The organism is Vreelandella glaciei, from assembly GCF_013415125.1.
GTDB classification, from domain to species: Bacteria; Pseudomonadota; Gammaproteobacteria; order Pseudomonadales; family Halomonadaceae; genus Vreelandella; species Vreelandella glaciei.
The window spans coordinates 199,731-218,574 of sequence record NZ_JACCDE010000001.1; the positions used below are offsets into that span (position 1 = coordinate 199,731).

Consider the following 18,844-nt stretch of genomic DNA (forward strand, 5'->3'; position numbering starts at 1 on the left):
AACATGAAGCGTCTTTTAATTTTATTGCTAAGCGTCTGGTCGCTTTCAGCGCAGGCGAGTCCCGCATTGCCTGGGGATATTATTGCCGACCTCAACGCGCTGCAGAGCCAATTGCAAGAGGGAGCGCTAAGCAGCGTTGTCGAGCGTGCCACCGCCCAGGCGGAGCGGTTAGCCTCGGGTAATCAATCGGATCAATGGGCTAGTGCGCTCTATCAACAGCTGGCTGCAAGCGCCTTGGCGCGACAGGATCAGCCTGCTGCGGCAGCGGATCGGTTGGCAATTGCGCGTGGGTTAAGTGGTGTTGATGACGATCAGGCTACCCGCTGGCTCCGTGAAGAAGCTTCACTGCGTCGTGCTGCCGGGCAGCGCGATCAAGCTATTGAGCTTCTCACTGAGTGGTTAGCCAATCAGCAAGATAGTAATGCCGTTTGGCAGCTAACCCGCCTGCTGGCGCAGCAGGAGCGCTGGGAGGAGGCCGCCAACTGGCTTGAACAGGCACTTAGTGAGACAGCCGAGTTAACTGAAGCGCAGCAGGCTTTAACATTGGCGATTTATCGCAATGCTGGGCAAAGTGAGCAGGCTTTGGGTTGGCTGTTGGATGGATTGGATTCGCAAAGCGATCTCTCTGATTGGCGCCAAGCGGCAGGTCTTGCACAGCAGGCAGGTCAGCCTGGTGTGGCCGCTGGTCTGTGGGAGATGGCGTGGCAGTTAGGTAAATTAACCGAGCCGGAAGATCGCTGGCTGTTGATCCAGCTCCATTTGGCAGGCGGCACTCCCGCCCGAGCAGCCGAGCACCTTGAGGAGGCGCTAAAAGAGGGTGATGTTGTCCGCGATGAGTCAAATTTGCGTTTATTGGCGAACGCTTGGCAGCAGGCTAAAGACGTTGAGAAAGCCCTGGATGCTTGGCAAACCTTGGCTCAGTACACCCAAACAGCCACCGACTGGCGATCTTATGGGCAGCTTGCTTACGCTTGGGGTGAAAATAAGCAAGCGCAGCAAGCATTTGTCCGCGCCGCAGAGCTAGGCGATGAAGAAGCCGGCCAGTGGCTGGCTAGCTTCAACTAGTTTTTTGTCTTAAAGGCTACGGCTTAAGCGTAAGAGCGAAGTCACTCCAGGTGGGGGCGTGATCAGAGGGGCGTTCCATGCCGCGCAGGTCGTAGTCAATGCCTGCGCCGGTGGCCTGCTCGGCTAGCGCCTTGGTGACGAGAATATAGTCGATGCGCAGGCCACGCTTGGGCTCCTGGTTAAACCCTTTTGAGCGGTAGTCAAACCAGCTAAAGCGGTCATCGCTTTGCGGATAGCTGATGCGATAGCTGTCGGTAAGCCCCCACGCTTTGATGCCTTCGAGCCATTTGCGCTCAATGGGTTGAAAGCTGGTTTTGCCTTCACGCAGCCAGCGCTTGCGGTTGGCCTCGCCGATGCCAATGTCCTGGTCTTCCGGCGATATATTAAAATCGCCCATGATGGCTAGCCGCTCGTCAGGGCGGTACCGCTCGTTGAGCAGCCGCGCTAGCTGGCCATAAAAGCGCTCTTTGTTGGGAAACTTAGTGGGATGGGTAACGTTTTCGCCCTGAGGGAAATAGCCGTTCCATACCGTCACGGCTTCCCCATCTTCCGCGACTAGGCGAACGCCGATCATGCGGCACTGGGCGTCTTCATCATCATCGGGAAAGCCATAAAACACTTCTTGAGGTGCCTGACGGCACAGTAAGGCAACCCCGTAGTGGCCTTTTTGGCCGTGATAAAAGACGTGGTAACCCATGGCTTCCACGTCGGCGATCGGGAACTCGCTATTCTGCACCTTGGTTTCCTGAAGTCCAATTACGTCCGGCTGCTGAGTATCGATCAACGCCTGTAATTGGTGAAGCCGTGCTCGGATGCCATTAATGTTGAACGAAACCAGGCGCATTATGAATCGCTCCCCTTGGGATTGTCGGATTCACTGCCTTTGTCAGGGTGAATAGCGATATCCTGCCCACTCTGCTGGCGAGCAAGTTTTCTCACTGCCTGAAGTTTGCGCTGCTGCTGCTTTTTTGCCACAAAGCGGCGCGATGGAGCCACTTGGTCAGGGTTGTCGTGGCGCCATTTTTTATAATCTTTACGCCGGCCGGTACGAATAGTTACCTTGTCGGCCAGTGAACGAGTTTTTTTCTTACGCGTCATGTCGCGCTCCTTACGTCGATTTGACGGCTATTCTAACAGGCCTTGGGACTCCTTCGACAGCAGGGCGCGCTCTTATCGCCAAGCCCTGGTACAATGCGCACGTCAAGAAGCCAACTTCCACAGCAATGGACAGATAGACAGCCTATGAGCGAGTCGGAACAGACCACAGCCCCGGCCCAGAATCGCAAGCCAAAGCGCCGCCGCCGTAAACCGCGTCGTCGCCAGTCGAACTGGGATCTTCGTCAGTTTCAGGTGCCCGCCGTGGCCGGTAAGTGGCGCTTTCATGACTTTGATCTGCCGCTGACATTAATGCGCGCTATTCACGCCCAAGGGTTTGAATACTGCACACCTATTCAAGCCGAGGCCCTGCGCCAAACGCTATTGGGTGGTGACATTGTCGGTAAGGCGCAAACGGGAACCGGTAAAACCGCGGCCTTTTTGATCTCTGTGATGGCTTACTTTCTTGAAGAGCCAACACCCAATGGTCAAAAGCCAGGTGCGCCGCGCGCCTTGATTATTGCGCCTACTCGCGAGCTGGCGTTGCAGATCGAAAAAGATGCTAAAGCGTTAGCACGATTTACCCAGCTCAATGTGGCCAGTGTGGTCGGCGGTATGGACTACCAGAAGCAGCGTGAAAGCCTGGGCAGCAAGATCGATATCCTGGTGGCAACACCTGGGCGCCTGTTGGATTTCCATCAGAAGCGCGATATCGACCTCAGTGAGGTCGAAGTATTGGTGTTAGATGAAGCCGACCGCATGTTGTCGATGGGCTTTATTCCCGACGTGAAGCGGATTATTCGCTACACGCCGAAGAAAGAGGAGCGCCAGACCTTCCTCTTCTCGGCCACCTTTACCGACGACATCTTGAATCTCGCCAGCCAGTGGACGCTTGATCCTGCACACGTCGAGATCGAAGTGACCGTTGAGAACCAGGCGGATATCGACCAGCGTGTGTATTTGGTGTCTGATGACGACAAGCAGCGCTTGCTGGTCAATCTGCTTCAGCAAGAAAGCTTTGAGCGCGTCATGGTCTTTGGTAACCGCCGCGACTTGGTACGCAAGCTTGACGATCTGCTCAAAAAAGCGGGCGTAAGCGTGGCGATGCTGTCAGGTGATGTACCTCAGAATCAGCGTATCAAAACGCTGGAAAGCTTCCGCGAAGGCGAAATTCAGGTGTTGGTTGCGACCGACGTTGCTGGTCGTGGTATTCACATTGAAGACGTCAGCCACGTTATCAATTACACCCTGCCCGAAGACCCGGAAGACTACGTACACCGTATCGGTCGTACCGGTCGCGCCGGTGCCAAGGGTGTCTCGATTAGCTTCGTTGGCGAAGAGGATGCGTTCTCATTGCCGGAAATCGAACGCTATATCAACGACAAGCTTCCCTGCGTGCATCCGCCGGAAGGTATGCTCTAAGCCGCATGCTGGATAATGCCCTCAAAAGCGAGATTCAAGACGCTTACCGTCGCGTGGTGGATACCCTTGAGCTAACACCACGCTACGGCCAGCGTATGATGATCGCCGAAATCGCCCGGACGCTGGGCAATATAGAAAGCGACAGCGAAGGTAAGCGTACAAGCGATACTCATGTGTGTGTGCTTGAAGCGGGCACCGGCACTGGAAAAACGCTGGCCTATCTAATCGCCGCCTTGCCCATCGCGAAAGCGCGCGGCAAGCGGCTGATTATTTCCACGGCCACGGTCGCTCTCCAAGAGCAGGTGCTTAATCAGGACTTGCCTTCACTCGCTAGCCACAGCGGTATCGCCTTTCGCTACGCATTAGCCAAAGGGCGTGGTCGCTATGTGTGCGTGGCGCGTTTGGATCAGGCGCTCGAAGGCACTGAACCCAACCCAACGCTCTCTCTGTTTGAGCAATCGCTGCAAACGCAAAGTAGTGACTTTACGGTCATTGCCAGCGATATGGCGCAAGCTTATGGACAGGGCGAATGGGAAGGGGATCGTGATAATTGGCCAGAAGCAATTGAGGATGCCCACTGGCGGCGGCTGACGGTGGATCATCGCCAGTGTACGGGCAGGCGCTGTGGGCACTTTGGTGCCTGCGCGTTTTTTCGTTCCCGTCGTGAGCTTGAAAACGCGGATGTGATCGTCGCCAATCACGACCTCGTGCTGGCCGATCTAGCCTTGGGTGGTGGCGCTATTTTGCCAGACCCGGCGGACTGCATTTTTGTTTTCGATGAAGGCCACCACCTGCCCGAGAAGGCGCTTTCCCATTTCGCCCACCGCTTTGCAGTACATGGCTGCTTGCGCTGGCTGAAAACGCTGAAAAGCAGTTTGACCGATCTGCACCAGGCGTTAGCCATTCAACCAACGGTGTCGCGGCTGTTAGTGAGCTTGCCGGAGCTGATTCATAACCTGGAACCCGCGCTGGGCGATGTGTTTAGCATGGGGCATCAACTGGCGGAGCGGCCAAACGGCTTGGCCGACGAAGAAGCCACTCATCAATCGCGTTTTGAGAAGGGTCAAGTACCCGACGCTCTGCGGGAACAGGCGCAGCAATTGTTGGTGATGTTCGCCTCGCTATCGCGATGTTTGGAAAGCATCAGCGATATTCTGCGCGAAAGCCTTGATCCCGATAAGCAGACCGGCCTCGATCGAGAGCAGGCAGAAACCTGGCTGCCGCTCGTCGCGTTGCTTCATGGCCGAGCGCTAGAAGCGCATGCTTTGTGGCAGGCGTTTAGCGAGCAGGATGTGGCTAACGAGGCGCCCAGCGCCCGTTGGATTACCCTAAGCCGGGTAGCGGGGGAGCCGGAAATTGAGTTTTCGGCCAGCCCCGTTTCAGCCGCGCATACCCTGGCCAAGCATTTATGGGGACGCTGTCATGGGGCGGTGGTCACTTCGGCAACGCTGACCGCATTGGGGCGCTTTGAGCGCCTGCAGGAGCGTGCAGGCTTGGCGAATCGCTACCGCTATCAGGCGCTGCCGAGCCCCTTTGATTACGCCAATGCGGTCCTGCGCGTGCCTAAAGAGGCTACTGACCCTGGTGACAGAGAAGCCCATGAGCGGGCGATTGTGACGTTTGTCTCGCAGTTGGCCGACAAAGAGGCGGCGCTAGTGCTGTTCTCTTCCCGTGCCCAACTGCGTGCGGTGGATAAAGCACTGCCCGTGAGTGTGAAAGAGCGAGTGCTAGCTCAGGATGCACTGCCAAAACGCGAGTTAATCGAGCGCCATCGGGCGGCGGTGGATAGGGGGGAGGGGAGTATCATCTTTGGCTTGGCGAGCTTTGCCGAGGGGATCGATCTTCCCGGCGACTATTTGACGCACGTGGTGATTACGCGGCTACCCTTTGCGGTACCCGACGATCCGGTGGGCGCTACATTAGCGGAGTGGATAGAGAGTCAGGGTGGCAATGCATTTATGCGCATTAGCGTGCCTGATGCGTCTATTAAGCTGGTGCAGGCCTGCGGGCGTTTGATTCGCAAAGAGAGTGATCGTGGGACAATCACTTTGCTGGATAAGCGGGTGATTACCCGCCGTTACGGGCAAGCACTGCTGGATGCACTGCCGCCATTTCGGCGCGAAATTAGTCGCTAGCCGCTTATTCAATATTCTGGGAAACAATCAAAAATCCCCGCCGCGGCGGGGGATTTGATAGCAGCTTAATACAGCTACAACGGTGTTGGTGTTACTTAGCAATGCGCTTGGCCAGGGTGGCGGCCAGTTTGTCGTTCATGCAGTTGAAGGTTTCCACCGTGGTGTCCCAGTCGATGCAGGCATCGGTGATGGAAACGCCATACTGTAGTTGGCTAAGGTCTTGGGTCAGTTTTTGATTGCCCCAGCCAATGTTGGATTCAACCATCAGGCCGATAATGGAGGTGTTGCCTTCCAGGATTTGGTTGGTAACGTTTTCCAATACTAACGGCTGTAGCGCTGCGTCCTTGTTGGAGTTGGCGTGGGAGCAGTCAATCATGATGTTGGGTGATAGTTTGGCTTTCTCGAGCTCTTTTTCCGCCAGGGTAACGCTTACGCTATCGTAATTGGGCTTGCCGTTGCCGCCACGTAGAACAACGTGGCCGTAGGCATTGCCTCGGGTGCGAATAATGGCCACCTGGCCTGCTTGGTTAATACCCAGGAAATTGTGCGGGCTGGCCACGGACTGAAGCGCGTTAATCGCCACATCCAGGCTGCCGTCGGTACCGTTTTTAAAGCCGACCGGACAGGAGAGGCCGGAAGCCATTTCCCGGTGGGTCTGAGACTCGGTGGTGCGAGCGCCAATCGCTGACCAGCTAATGCAGTCTTGCATATACTGGGGAGAGATAGGGTCGAGAGCTTCGGTAGCGAGCGGTAAGCCCATTTCAGCGAGATCGACCAGCAGTTTTCGAGCGATATGTAGCCCCTCATCGATCTCAAAAGAGTCGTTGAGGTGCGGGTCGTTTATCAGGCCTTTCCAGCCCACCGTAGTGCGCGGTTTTTCAAAATAGACGCGCATCACGATATACAGGCTGTCGCTGACTTGATCGGCAAGTTTGCGAAGGCGGCGGGCATAATCAAGCGCCGCCTCCACGTCGTGAATTGAGCAAGGGCCGACCACTACCAATAATCTTGGGTCGGTGCCATCCAGGATGTTCTGGATGGTTTTACGTCCTTCTATTACGGTGCGCTCAGCCGCATCGGTTAATGGTACGGCTTTTTTGAGCGCTTCTGGCGTGGTGAGAACGTCTTGAGCGAGGACGTTAAGGTTATTAACCTGCTGTTCTGACATCTTGCTACCTGTGCTTGCGTAATGGCTGAAAAAGTGAAGGGACGATAAAAGTGGCGTCTACTATCGCTTGCCGGGGAGGTAAAAATCAATTGTTGTGGAACTATAGCAGCATTAAAAGTGTCAGCCACAGGGTTTTGTGAAAGGAGCTAAGTGCTTGATGCCCTGCACGGAACGCGCAACACTGAGGCTCTGTTTTAACTGGGCCCTGTCTTTAAAATTCGGTACCGTTATAAAATGCAACAACATATACGGGCGATGTATTCGCTCTTTTATTCACTCTATTATTAATCAATGCCCAAGGGACGCTATGCTGCTTGCTGTGAACGCCCACTTGTCAGGGCTAATAGGAATGGGGCTCGGCGCACGCCGTACGAGCTGGAGGAGCGTGTGAATGGGCACTCGGGAAACAGACCAACAGCTTGTGGAACGTGCCCAAAAAGGCGATACGCGCGCTTTCGATTTGCTGGTAAAAAAGTACCAGCACAAAATTATCGGCCTGATCGGTCGTTACGTTCATGATCACTCTGAAGTTCAGGATGTCGCTCAGGAGGCATTTATCAAGGCGTATCGCGCCTTGGGCAAGTTTCGCGCCGAAAGCGCGTTTTATACCTGGATGTACCGTATTGCTATCAATACTGCCAAAAATTATTTGGTCTCGCGGGGCAGGCGTCCTCCGGGCAGCGATCTAGATATTGTTGATGCTGAAATGATCGATCAAAGTGGACGATTGGCCGATTCGGAATCGCCGGAAGCGGCCATTGCTAGAGACCAGCTTGAAGCAGCGGTTTACCAAGCTATTGCCAACTTACCTGATGATCTGCGCACAGCGATTACCTTGCGAGAGCTTGATGGTCTTGCTTACGAAGATATCGCTCAGGTAATGCAGTGTCCGGTGGGTACCGTTCGTTCACGAATTTTCCGCGCTCGGGAAGCGGTGGATGAGCATATTCGTCCGTTAGTATCGACGGCCAGGAACAGTCGCGATGAATAACGGTCACTAGTAGAAGGGCTAAGTGATCGCTTTGAGTCGCCATCACAAAAAATGAAGGTTTTACTTTTTTTGTGAACTGTCTGGCACGTTTAGCGTCATAAAGCATGACTATCTTGATGAGCACAATGGCTGTATCAATGTGCAAAGCGTCATGAGCTTAGCGTTGTAACCTAGTTAGGTGGATATCCTAAGTAGCGTGCAACGGAGCCTTGGCCTTGGAAGTCGTCGGCGTGATGGCGCCTGTTCAGAGTGACCGCCATGCCAGTACTTCTTTTAAACAGTGTGAGGGTGTGAAGTATGAGTCAAAACACACGGGAATCACTTTCGGTGTTGATGGATGGCGAAAGTGATGAGCTAGAGCTTCGCCGAGTGTTGAAGGCGCTGCCTAACGATGATGACGCCGCCGATACTTGGCGCCGCTACCATCTTGCGCGCAGCATGATGCAGCGTGAGCAGGGTGTCGATGTAAGCGTTGATCTTTCTGCTGGCATCATGGCCCGATTGCGCGACGAGCCTGCTCCTATAACGCAAGGCTCAGACCAAGTGGCCCATCGCGCTGGCGGGATTTCGTTTGCCCGTGGTGCTGGCGTTGCTGCTGCTGTCTCCTTGATGGTCATTACAGGTGTGCAGTTCTTTGGCAATGATTCGCCGGTTGGTCAAGGTGGCGACATTGCAACGACTGCTTCTAATACCAATGGGGGTACTCAAGTGCAACCCGTTAGTTTGGCGTCTCAGTCGGCAGTTGCTGGGCGTGCAGATATGCCGATGTTTGAACCTACGCCGTTTAGGCTTAGCGGGCAGTCAGGTCAAAGCGGCTTGATGAATATTAGTGAAGCTGGCTTCTCAGCGCAGACTCCTCAGGGAGTAACCGCTTCACAAGGCACAAACATTGATGTTGATCAGATTGGCTTACTGCAATCTTACTTAAAACAGCACACCCAAAGTGCTGCTTACGGTAGTGGTGACAGCTGGATGCCGCTGATGCGTTCTTCTGCAGTAACTGAGCCACTAGGGCAGCGTTAAGCCTCAATGACGGGCTTTTTCATAGCGCCTATTAGGTGAGCGGGGAGTGCGCGAGATGGAAGTGCGCAATATGATGGTTGCCCTGCGGACTAAGCGAGCATGGGGGCTAGCAGCTGTAGCTTGTATGCTCTCTTTTGATGTCTATGCAGATAGCATAAATAAACAATCAGAAAGCCACGCTGGTTATGAATGTGCAGTGGCTTCGCTGCAGGCGCCTAGCAGCGCAACACAGTGGCTTGAGCGTGGTTTGTGGGCCAGCCACTGTTATGCCTTCCAAGCAAGGGCCGTCGCTATTGATCCAATCGGGGTGCGCACTCTTGCGCTTTCACACCGAATTCAAGACGGTATCCGACAGCAGGTAGTTCAGTATTTAGATGGTCCTTCTGTCAGTATCGAGCGACGCTCGCCAGTCGGGCGATTAGCCTGGACAGAAGAGGACAGCACTGGTGAGCTGCCTTCGCCAGCGCGGTGGGCCGCCCACCTCGAGCAGTTCTATTCCGTTGAGCTTGAAGATAACGCGCGTGTTGCTGGTCGTGAAGCGGTTAAACTAATGTTTGAGCCTCGCGATCAATGGCGTTTTTCCCATGAGTGGTGGCTAGATCAAGACACCGGCCTATTGCTAAAGCATGTGCTCATTGATCAGCAGGGTCGAATCATTGAAACTTTTCAAATCACTCAGCTTCAATCCCCTCAAAAGTATACTGGGATCGTTAGGGTAGATGATTCTAAGGTCGTGTTGGGTACTCCCTGGCAAGTTACCTGGTTGCCCGAAGGGTTTGTTACACAGCCGATTAATTTTACCGGCAATGATCGGCGTCAACGAGTCTATAGCGACGGTTTAGCGACGGTAAGTATCTTTGTGGAGCCTCTTTCCTCTGATGCTACTACCGCTTTAAAAGAAGGCGTCCAGCAACTGGGTGTTTCTGCTGTCGCCATTGAGCATACAATGAGCGCTGAAGGCCGTTGGCAAATGGTGGCTATTGGTGAGCTGCCTGTAGTAACACTCCAACGGATCGTCCGTTCCATCAACTTTGACTCGCTTCAATCTCAGGCCAGTAGTGATAGCCAAGATGAGGGCAAACCTTAGTGTTTTCGTTTTACGCCTGTCGAGAAATGAAATGATGGCCCCTACTGCATGCTCCTCTCTATTGCGCACTGGCACCGTTGTAGGGTTTAAGCCCCAGCATCTTATTGTAGAAATGTCTGCCCGAGGGAACTGTGAGCAGTGTGCACAGGGAAGAGGTTGCGGTTTGGGGTTGTTAGCACGTCGGCACAACCAGCACATTGCTATAGCAATTCCTGAGTCAGCCCGAGATATTGAGCAGCGCTATCCGTTAGGGGATTTGGTCACCATAAGCTTGCCAAGTGCGTCCGTCACGTTGCTCGCTTTTTTTGTTTATGGGCTGCCTTTACTGTTAGCGCTGTTGTTATCCGGCTTAGTCTCGCGTGTTAGTGCCTCAATTTGGCTGCCGCCACTGATCTTTTTTATCGCCTTGGTAGGCGGTGCGTTAAGTATTAACTACCTAATGCGTGGACGAGGGGAACGCTTTCGTCCTCGCTTGGTCAATTAGAAGGTTAATTTAGTTCTCCGGCACTTTTTTATAAACTGTTTCTATTAACTGTTTCTATGAACGTTGCTGTGAGTTATTGATCTGCCTTCGATTACTATCACCTTAAGTAGGAGCTCTTGCATGAAGCGCTTGATTCTCCCCTCCACCCTCTGGGTATGCGTGGTGGCGTTGCTAACCTTTGGCCAAGCGGCCAGCGCTCAGGGTTTGCCCGATTTTACCGAGCTGGTAGAGGATGCCGCCCCTGGGGTGGTCAATATTTCTACCAGTAGAACGGTTCAGCGTAGCAGCGTCCCGGGTTTTGAAGGGTTCGGCGGTCAGGAAATCCCGGAAATTTTCCGCCATTTCTTTGGTGATAACTTTGGCGATAGCTTCCCCGCGCCGCCTAGCAATGGACAAGGACGTAGTGAGGAGCGTCAATCCTTAGGTTCTGGATTCGTTATTAGTGAAGATGGCTACGTGATGACTAACGCACACGTTGTTCAAGACGCTGATGAGATTCTCGTGCGGCTCAATGATCGACGTGAGTTGAGTGCCCAAGTGATTGGCAGTGACCCACAAACCGATGTGGCACTCCTTAAAATAGAGGCCAATGACCTACCAACACTGACGCTGGGCGATTCTGACGAACTCAAAGTTGGCGAATGGGTAGCTGCGATTGGCTCGCCTTTCGGTTTTGATCACTCCGTCACGGCGGGTATCGTCAGTGCAATCAATCGTACCTTGCCGCGTGATGCGTATGTTCCCTTTATTCAAACGGATGTGGCGATCAACCCCGGTAACTCCGGTGGTCCGCTGTTTAATCTTGAGGGCGAAGTGGTCGGCATCAACTCACAAATCTTTACTCGTAGCGGCGGTTTCATGGGTGTCTCATTCGCGATCCCCATCAACGTAGCCATGGATGTGGCCGAGCAACTTCGTGAAGATGGCCGAGTTAATCGCGGCTGGTTAGGTGTCATGATCCAGCCGGTCTCCGAAGATTTGGCTGAGTCGTTTGGCATGGAGAGTGCGATTGGTGCGCTGATTGCTGACCTTGATCCCGAAGGCCCCGCCGCGCAGGGTGGCCTCCAGGCTGGTGATGTCATTCTTGAAGTCAATGGTGAAGAGGTTGAGCGCTCAAGCTCACTGCCGCGTCTAATTGGCAAAGGTGCGCCCGGTACCGAGGTAGAGCTTACCTTGATGCGTGATGGTGAACAGCTGACCGAATCAGTAGAGCTGGGCAGTTGGCCGGACGCCGAGCAGCAAACTGCTCAAGCCACTAGCAACAACCAAACACGTCTTGGCGTAATGGTGGCTGAAATTGATGATGCTATGCGTGAGCAGCTGAATATCTCAGGTGGCGTGGTAGTTCGCCAAGTTGAGTCAGATAGCGTGGCAGCTAAAGCGGGGATTCGGCCTGGGGATGTACTGGTAAGTATCGATCATCGCAGCGTCTCTTCTTCAGAGGAGTTAGTGAGCATTGTCGAAGAGTTGCCCACTGATCGTGCCATTCCGTTGCGCCTGTTCCGCGAGGGTCGTTCGCTGTTTGTAGCGCTTCGCCTAGAATAATCCGTCTGTTGTTACCCATAGTCCGGCGGTTCTCGCCGGACTATGGCTGCTAACCTGCCTCACTCGATAATTAAGCTCGCTAGACTGTATTTCCGTTGACCTCTATTTCTCCCCGACCACTTTATTGCCCCTTGCCTCTTTTGATCACTCCTCGTTCCTTTTTCTACGTTCTTTATTATTACCTTTTTTATCAACAAGGTTCTCTATCATGTCGTGCTCGAAACGGCCTAACAACACCATGATGATTAATCCCAAAATGGTGACCATAACGGCTAATGGGAAATTATTGATGCCCGCGCCGACGCCGACAGCACCAGCCAGCCAAATCGAGGCGCCAGTGGTAATCCCTTCAATGTGGGCGCCACTGCGGATGATACTGCCAGCACCCAAAAAACCTATGCCACCAATCACTCCCTCAACAACACGATTAGGATCAATACTTGCCGCGTGATCCCCTTCACCCGTGGCAAACAGCACGCTCATGCCAACAATGATGAACGCAGACGAGCCAAGTGACACCAGCATATGAGAACGAAGCCCCGCGGGTTTGCCACGAAGCTCCCGTTCCAAGCCAAGACACAGGGCCAGGCCAGAGGCAACAAGCAGGCGGGCTAGCATATCCAGGATGGAGATTTCGGTTTCCATGGCATTCCTTTTTAAAGCTCATCCAATAAAAAACCTAGTATAGGAACAAGCCAACACTATGAAATAGGTAAAGCTGGCTTGCCTTTATGCCTGCACAAGGGTTGATAAGGAGTACGTGTAGAACATTAGCAAGGTGTTTAGGTAGCGGTTATTTTTGGCATTTTTTGATGAACATAGCACCGGAACCCCGCTAACGGTACAATGACACCAAATTTCGACTGCGCATTTCAAGGTACTTTTTTTAATCGTACTCGATTGCCTACATACCCGGATTAAATTGGCAAATGACCCAAGAAAACGATAGTAAAATCAAGCATATACGAAATTTCTCTATCATCGCACATATTGATCATGGTAAGTCGACGCTCTCTGATCGTTTGATTCAGACCTGTGAAGGATTAACGGAACGTGAGCTTAAAGAGCAAGTGCTCGATTCCATGGACATTGAGCGCGAGCGTGGTATTACCATCAAGGCGCAGTCGGTGACGCTGGATTATACGGCTGCCGATGGCCAGGTTTACCAGCTCAACTTTATCGATACGCCGGGGCACGTTGATTTCTCTTACGAAGTGTCGCGTTCGCTCTACGCCTGCGAAGGTGCACTGCTGGTGGTAGATGCAGCGCAAGGCGTGGAAGCCCAGTCGGTGGCCAACTGCTATACCGCGATTGAACAAGGCCTGGAAGTCCTGCCGGTGCTTAACAAAATCGATTTGCCGCAGGCTGATTGTGACAAGGTTTCTCAGGAAATCGAGGAGATCATCGGGCTTGATGCGACCGATGCCTGCCGGGTGTCGGCTAAAAGCGGTATTGGCATCGATGCCCTGCTTGAACGCTTGGTGCGTGATATTCCGCCACCCAAAGGCGATCCCGATGCACCCCTACAAGCGCTCATTATCGACTCCTGGTTTGATAACTATCTCGGCGTAGTCTCACTGGTGCGTCTATTTGATGGAACGCTGCGCAAAGGCGATAAGATCCGTATTAAATCGACGGGCCGCGATTGGGGCACGACGGAAGTAGGTATTTTTACCCCGCAGCGTAAACAGACTAATATCCTGCGTGCCGGTGAAGTTGGTTTTATTGTCGCGGGCATCAAGGAGATTCACGGGGCACCGGTGGGCGATACGATTACCCATACTAAAACCCCTGACGTCGCGCGCTTACCTGGTTTCCAAAAAGTGAAGCCACAGGTTTATGCCGGTATGTTCCCGGTCAGCGCGGATGATTACGAAGATTTCCGCGATGCGCTAGAAAAACTGGCCCTTAATGATGCCTCGCTTGAATATGTGCCAGAGAACTCCGATGCTCTTGGCTTCGGTTTCCGGGTGGGCTTTCTTGGCACGCTACACATGGAGATTGTTCAAGAGCGCCTGGAGCGTGAGTATAATATTGATCTGCTCACCACGGCGCCAACGGTTGTTTATGAACTAGCGATGAAAAATGGCGACGTTAACTACGTCTCCAACCCCTCCAAGCTGCCCGATATGGCCGACGTAGATGAAATGCGCGAGCCAGTTGTCCGCGCCAGCATCCTGGTTCCCCAGGAGTATGTGGGCAACGTGATTACCGAGTGTGAACAGCGCCGGGGTACACAGCGGGATATGCAGTTCTTAGGCAACCAGATTCAATTGGCCTACGAACTGCCGATGTCAGAAGTGGTCATGGACTTCTTTGATCGCCTGAAATCTATTTCAAAAGGGTATGCATCGCTTGAGTATAACTTCGAACGCTTTGAAGAAGCCAAGTTGGTACGTTTAGACGTACTCATTAACGGTGATAAAGTCGATGCATTAGCCGTCATTATTCACCGTGACCATGCCCATCATCGCGGTCGTTTGCTAGTGGAAAAAATGAAAGAGCTTATACCGCGGCAAATGTTTGATGTGGCCATCCAGGCCGCTATCGGTGGCCAGGTAGTCGCTCGCTCGACGGTCAAGGCACTACGCAAAAACGTGACCGCCAAGTGTTACGGTGGCGATGTCAGCCGTAAGAAGAAACTGCTCGAGAAACAGAAAGCGGGTAAGAAACGCATGAAACAAGTGGGGCGTGTGGAAATTCCCCAGGATGCCTTCCTTGCTGTGCTCAAGGTAAACGACTAGGAAAGAACACCACCCATGGATTTTTCATTACTTTTGGTACTTGCCGTTGCGCTTTCGGGCGTTGTTTACCTGTTGGACGTGCTGGTATTAAAACCCAAGCGCCGTCAACGTTTCGCCACAGCAGAGGCCAATACCAAGGAAGGGCTTGATCCTGCTACCAGTGAAAAACTGCTTAAAGAACCCTGGCCAGTCGACTACGCACGTTCATTTTTTCCGGTGCTATTGGTTGTGCTGGTGGTGCGTAGTTTTGTCATTGAGCCCTTCCAAATTCCCTCGGGCTCGATGCGACCAACACTCGAAGTGGGCGACTTTATTCTGGTCAACAAATTTGCTTACGGACTACGATTACCCGTGGTGAATACGCGCTTTATCGAAGTAGATGATCCCGAGCGTGGCGACGTGATGGTGTTTCGTTTCCCAGGTGAACCGTCGGTGAATTTCATCAAGCGGGTGGTCGGTATGCCAGGGGATCGTATCCGTTATGAAGGCAAGCAGCTCTTTATCAACGGGGAGGCGGTGGCTAAAGAGTTGATTGAAGAGGGCCCCGAAGGTTCTCCCCAGCAGCTATTATTAGCTGAACGACTTGGCGACGCTGAGCACTTTATTTATAACAACCCACGAGACCCAGGCCCGCAGATGCGTGAAGTAGAAGTGCCGGAAGGGCACTATTTCATGATGGGTGATAACCGAGACCACTCCAACGACAGCCGCTATTGGGGCTTTGTGCCGGAAGAGAATATTGTTGGCCGTGCGTTTGGAGTCTGGATGCATTGGGATGGCGGGTTGCCGAGTTTTACCAGCGTGCGGCGTATTGAATGAAGCACCTGCTTAGATTGTGGTTAGTCAGTTATGTCCCTTTAGTTAACGTCAATGACGTAGGAGAGCTGTGAGTAATTCCCTGAACGCTTTTTGCCGACGAATCGGCCATACCTTTGGCGACGATACGCTATTGGAATTGGCCTTGACCCACCGAAGCTTCGGTGGTCGTAACAATGAGCGCCTGGAATTCCTGGGTGACTCCATTGTCAATTTCGTGATCGCCGAGGCGCTGTTTCAACGCTTCCCCCAGGCTCGTGAAGGTCAGCTCTCACGCCTGCGTGCGCGGTTGGTGAAAGGCCAAACGCTGGCGGAGCTTGCCCGGGAAATGGAGTTCGGTGAGTGCTTGCGGCTAGGCTCTGGTGAGATGAAAAGCGGTGGACATCGCCGTGAATCGATCCTGGCGGATGCGGTTGAAGCCATCATTGGTGCTATCTATCTGGATGCCGGTATGGATGTGGTGCGTGACCGTGTATTGGATTGGTATGCAGAGCGATTGGAAAATATCTCGTTGCAAGATACCCAAAAGGACCCCAAAACGCGGTTGCAGGAGTTTTTGCAGTCGCGTCAAGCCGCCTTACCGCGCTATGAAGTTGTCTGCGTGAAGGGCGAGGCGCATGCCCAGACCTTTACCGTGGAGTGCTACATTGACCTGCTGGTTGAGCATACCACTGGTAAAGGTCCTAGCCGCCGTCATGCTGAACAGCAAGCAGCAGAAGAAGCACTGTCGTACCTTGAAAAAAGCCCTGGAGAAAAATCATGAGCCAAACCTGCGGATTCGTTGCCATCGTCGGCCGACCCAACGTGGGCAAATCGACCCTCATGAACCGTATTTTGGGGCAGAAAATATCGATTACCTCACGGCGCCCACAAACCACGCGCCACAAGGTAATGGGTATTAAAACGGAGAATGAGACCCAGTTCATCTACGTCGATACGCCGGGCATGCACATCATGTCCAAGGACCGTAATAAGGCGATCAACCGCTTTATGAACCAGGCGGCTACCCAGGCACTGCGTGACGTAGATTGTGTGGTGTTTATTATCGACCGCACTCGCTGGACCGAAGAAGACCAAGCGGTATTGAAGCGTCTGGAACACGTCAAAGCGCCGGTTATTTTGGCGGTCAATAAAGTCGACCGTCTCGGCGAGAAAGGTGATCTTTTACCGTGGTTGGCTGAGGTGGGTGCTCGACGCGACTTCGCCGCCATCGTGCCAATTTCAGCTAAACATGGCACCCAGGTGGATACCTTGGAAGAGGAGGTGGCCAAGCATCTCCCTGAAAGCGTTCACTTCTTCCCTGAAGACCAGATCACCGATAAAAGTCTGCGCTTTATGGCCGCTGAACTGGTACGTGAAAAAGTAATGCGCCAGTTGGGTGATGAGTTGCCTTACCAGATGACCGTTGAGATTGAAGAGTTCCGCGAGACCGAGCGTGTGACACATATCAGCGCACTCATCCTGGTTGAGCGGCAGGGTCAAAAAGTTATTTTGATTGGCGAAAACGGCGATCGGCTCAAGAGTATTGGTCGTGAAGCACGCCTTGATATGGAGCGCGCGCTGGGCACCAAAGTCATGCTGAATCTCTGGGTGAAAGTGAAGCGTGGCTGGTCGGATGACGAGCGCGCCTTGAAAAGCCTGGGTTACGACCTCGATTGAGTGTAGCGATGGCGCCTGAGCCGGCTTTCTTACTTCATCGCCGGCCTTACCGTGAAACCAGTGCGCTGGTAGATCTACTAACCCTTGACCACGGCAGAGTGCGTGCTGTAGCCCATGGTGGGCAACGGCCCGGATCAAAATCGCGACAACGTTTGCAGCCTTTTACACCGCTATTCGTGACGTGGCAGGGCAGCCGTGATTTAAAGCGGCTGACGCTGATGGAATCACGCGGCCAAACGGCATTATTAGCGGGTGAAGGCTTGCTATGTGGGCTTTACGCCAATGAGATCGCCACCCGACTATTGCCGCTAGAGTTGCCAGCCCCTGATGTGTTCGCCTTTTATACGGCGCTGCTGGAAGCATTGCCAGCGCCCGCTGAGAGGGCGTTGGCGTTGCGCCGTTATGAGTGGGCGCTATTGGAAGCGCTGGAAGCAACGCCGCAGTTTACAACACCGGAGGGTAGCGTTTTGGATCCCCAGCTGCGCTATCGTTTTGATGCAGCGACGCGCGCTTTTTCCCCGGCCGAACGCGGTTTAGATGGCCGCACGCTGCGCTATATTGAACAGGGTGACTGGCAGCATGATGGGCTCGCTAACGCTTTGAAGGCGGTGATGCGTGCCGCACTGGCACCGCACCTGGGTTCCACCGTCTTACGCTCGCGGGAATTAATGCTCGATTTAGCGCGCCGCCGCCATCGTCCCTAATGGTTGAATTTCTTACTCACAATCTCTTTCTTATCGCTGCGCTGGAGGCATTATGCACCCCCCTCGGATACTGTTAGGCGTCAATATTGACCACATTGCGACACTTCGCCAGGCTCGAGGTACCCGCTACCCTGACCCTGTTCAAGCCGCGCTAGTGGCTGAAGAGGCGGGGGCTGATGGTATTACGGTGCATTTGCGTGAGGACCGTCGTCATATTCAGCCTCGGGATATACGCATTCTGGCTGAAGTGCTTAATACCCGCATGAATCTGGAAATGGCGGTTACCGAAGAGATGCTGGCGCTGGCTGAAGAAGTGCGCCCAGCCCACGTTTGTTTGGTACCTGAAAAGCGTGAAGAACTGACTACTGAAGGTGGCCTGGATGTGGTCGGCGGCTTTGAATCCATTGCCAGTGCCTGCCAGCGGCTGAGCGCAGCGGGCTGCGACGTCTCTTTGTTTATCGACCCTGACGTAGCGCAAATTGACGCTGCCCAGCGCGCTGGAGCTCCTACCATCGAGCTGCACACGGGCGCTTATGCTGAAGCTCGGCCAGGCAGCGAAGCGGCAAATGCGGAGTATCACCGCTTAACAGCTGCCGCCACGCATGCTGTTTCACTAGGATTGGTGGTCAATGCTGGTCACGGCTTGCACTACCATAACGTTGAAGCTATTGCGGCATTGCCAGGCGTCAACGAGCTTAATATTGGTCATGCCATTATTGCCCGTGCGCTGTTTGTTGGCCTGAAAGAGGCCGTACAAGAAATGAAACGCTTGACTATCGCAGGCCAAGAGGCGGGATTAATGGCAGCTCTCGATGCCCACGATCATGAGCACGAACATGAACATGAACATACAGAAGATCATGTGCATCACGGTTGTTGCGGGCATTGATCAGAGATTGACTCTCC

Annotated in this window: 18 protein-coding genes; 14 read left to right on the plus strand and 4 right to left on the minus strand. The window is 53.5% G+C overall.

Features of this window, described 5'->3' with window-relative positions; translation table 11 throughout:
* The first annotated feature begins 3 nt into the window (after positions 1 to 3).
* Entirely contained in the window at positions 4 to 1,065 is a 1,062-nt protein-coding gene (locus tag HZS80_RS00945) for a tetratricopeptide repeat protein (protein WP_179914858.1), read from the plus strand.
* A gap of 16 nt (positions 1,066 to 1,081) precedes the next feature.
* Here the strand turns inward: HZS80_RS00945 and xthA are convergent, their stop codons facing one another.
* Positions 1,082 to 1,909 (minus strand): exodeoxyribonuclease III, encoded by an 828-nt coding sequence (xthA, locus tag HZS80_RS00950; protein ID WP_035566147.1) that lies wholly within the window; start codon positions 1,907 to 1,909, stop codon positions 1,082 to 1,084.
* Positions 1,909 to 2,163 (minus strand): hypothetical protein, encoded by a 255-nt coding sequence (locus HZS80_RS00955; protein ID WP_035566145.1) that lies wholly within the window; start codon positions 2,161 to 2,163, stop codon positions 1,909 to 1,911. The genes xthA and HZS80_RS00955 overlap by 1 nt, the downstream gene beginning before the upstream one ends.
* Positions 2,164 to 2,307: 144 nt before the next feature.
* Between HZS80_RS00955 and rhlB the strand changes: the two genes are divergently transcribed.
* Both rhlB and dinG read left to right on the plus strand, forming a co-directional pair.
* Positions 2,308 to 3,582 carry an ATP-dependent RNA helicase RhlB gene (rhlB, locus tag HZS80_RS00960; RefSeq protein ID WP_035566143.1) on the plus strand — a complete coding sequence of 425 codons (1,275 nt, stop codon included), beginning with the start codon at positions 2,308 to 2,310 and terminating at the stop codon, positions 3,580 to 3,582.
* 5 nt (positions 3,583 to 3,587) lie between these two features.
* Complete coding sequence (gene dinG, locus HZS80_RS00965; protein ID WP_179914859.1) at positions 3,588 to 5,717, plus strand: ATP-dependent DNA helicase DinG; 2,130 nt, start codon at positions 3,588 to 3,590, stop codon at positions 5,715 to 5,717.
* A gap of 91 nt (positions 5,718 to 5,808) precedes the next feature.
* Here the strand turns inward: dinG and HZS80_RS00970 are convergent, their stop codons facing one another.
* Entirely contained in the window at positions 5,809 to 6,885 is a 1,077-nt protein-coding gene (locus HZS80_RS00970; protein WP_179914860.1) for a 3-deoxy-7-phosphoheptulonate synthase, read from the minus strand.
* A 391-nt stretch (positions 6,886 to 7,276) separates the two neighbouring features.
* Here HZS80_RS00970 and rpoE point away from each other — a divergent pair, with 391 nt between their 5' ends.
* The 5 genes from rpoE to HZS80_RS00995 all read left to right on the plus strand — a co-directional run bounded on the left by rpoE (position 7,277) and on the right by HZS80_RS00995 (position 12,015).
* Positions 7,277 to 7,876 carry an RNA polymerase sigma factor RpoE gene (rpoE, locus tag HZS80_RS00975; RefSeq protein WP_035566137.1) on the plus strand — a complete coding sequence of 200 codons (600 nt, stop codon included), beginning with the start codon at positions 7,277 to 7,279 and terminating at the stop codon, positions 7,874 to 7,876.
* Positions 7,877 to 8,173: 297 nt separating this feature from the next.
* Positions 8,174 to 8,899, plus strand: a complete 726-nt coding sequence (locus HZS80_RS00980) for a sigma-E factor negative regulatory protein (protein WP_179914861.1) — start codon at positions 8,174 to 8,176, stop codon at positions 8,897 to 8,899.
* Positions 8,900 to 8,954: 55 nt separating this feature from the next.
* Entirely contained in the window at positions 8,955 to 9,986 is a 1,032-nt protein-coding gene (locus HZS80_RS00985) for a MucB/RseB C-terminal domain-containing protein (RefSeq protein WP_082072588.1), read from the plus strand.
* Positions 9,987 to 10,020: 34 nt separating this feature from the next.
* The gene (locus HZS80_RS00990) at positions 10,021 to 10,470 is read left to right on the plus strand and encodes a SoxR reducing system RseC family protein (RefSeq protein ID WP_281372496.1); all 450 of its coding nucleotides are present in this window, start codon (positions 10,021 to 10,023) and stop codon (positions 10,468 to 10,470) included.
* A 120-nt stretch (positions 10,471 to 10,590) separates the two neighbouring features.
* Positions 10,591 to 12,015 carry a DegQ family serine endoprotease gene (locus tag HZS80_RS00995; protein ID WP_035566131.1) on the plus strand — a complete coding sequence of 475 codons (1,425 nt, stop codon included), beginning with the start codon at positions 10,591 to 10,593 and terminating at the stop codon, positions 12,013 to 12,015.
* A gap of 144 nt (positions 12,016 to 12,159) precedes the next feature.
* Here the strand turns inward: HZS80_RS00995 and HZS80_RS01000 are convergent, their stop codons facing one another.
* Entirely contained in the window at positions 12,160 to 12,660 is a 501-nt protein-coding gene (locus HZS80_RS01000) for an MgtC/SapB family protein (protein WP_179914863.1), read from the minus strand.
* Between the two features lie 284 nt (positions 12,661 to 12,944).
* On the opposite strand from HZS80_RS01000, the gene lepA reads away from it, so the two are divergent.
* From lepA to pdxJ, 6 genes are all read left to right on the plus strand, one after another.
* Complete coding sequence (lepA, locus tag HZS80_RS01005; RefSeq protein WP_035566127.1) at positions 12,945 to 14,759, plus strand: translation elongation factor 4; 1,815 nt, start codon at positions 12,945 to 12,947, stop codon at positions 14,757 to 14,759.
* A gap of 15 nt (positions 14,760 to 14,774) precedes the next feature.
* Entirely contained in the window at positions 14,775 to 15,578 is an 804-nt protein-coding gene (gene lepB, locus HZS80_RS01010; protein ID WP_008956764.1) for a signal peptidase I, read from the plus strand.
* Positions 15,579 to 15,645: 67 nt separating this feature from the next.
* On the plus strand, positions 15,646 to 16,338 hold the full coding sequence (gene rnc, locus HZS80_RS01015; RefSeq protein ID WP_035566125.1) for a ribonuclease III: 693 nt from the start codon (positions 15,646 to 15,648) through the stop codon (positions 16,336 to 16,338).
* A complete protein-coding gene (gene era / locus HZS80_RS01020; RefSeq protein ID WP_008956762.1) occupies positions 16,335 to 17,234 on the plus strand; it encodes a GTPase Era in 900 nt (299 codons plus the stop codon). Before rnc ends, era begins: the two co-directional genes overlap by 4 nt.
* 8 nt (positions 17,235 to 17,242) lie before the next feature.
* Positions 17,243 to 17,938 carry a DNA repair protein RecO gene (gene recO / locus HZS80_RS01025; RefSeq protein WP_035566121.1) on the plus strand — a complete coding sequence of 232 codons (696 nt, stop codon included), beginning with the start codon at positions 17,243 to 17,245 and terminating at the stop codon, positions 17,936 to 17,938.
* A gap of 52 nt (positions 17,939 to 17,990) precedes the next feature.
* Positions 17,991 to 18,827, plus strand: coding sequence for a pyridoxine 5'-phosphate synthase (gene pdxJ / locus HZS80_RS01030; protein WP_179914864.1), 837 nt, complete (start codon positions 17,991 to 17,993; stop codon positions 18,825 to 18,827).
* Positions 18,828 to 18,844 lie beyond the last annotated feature (17 nt).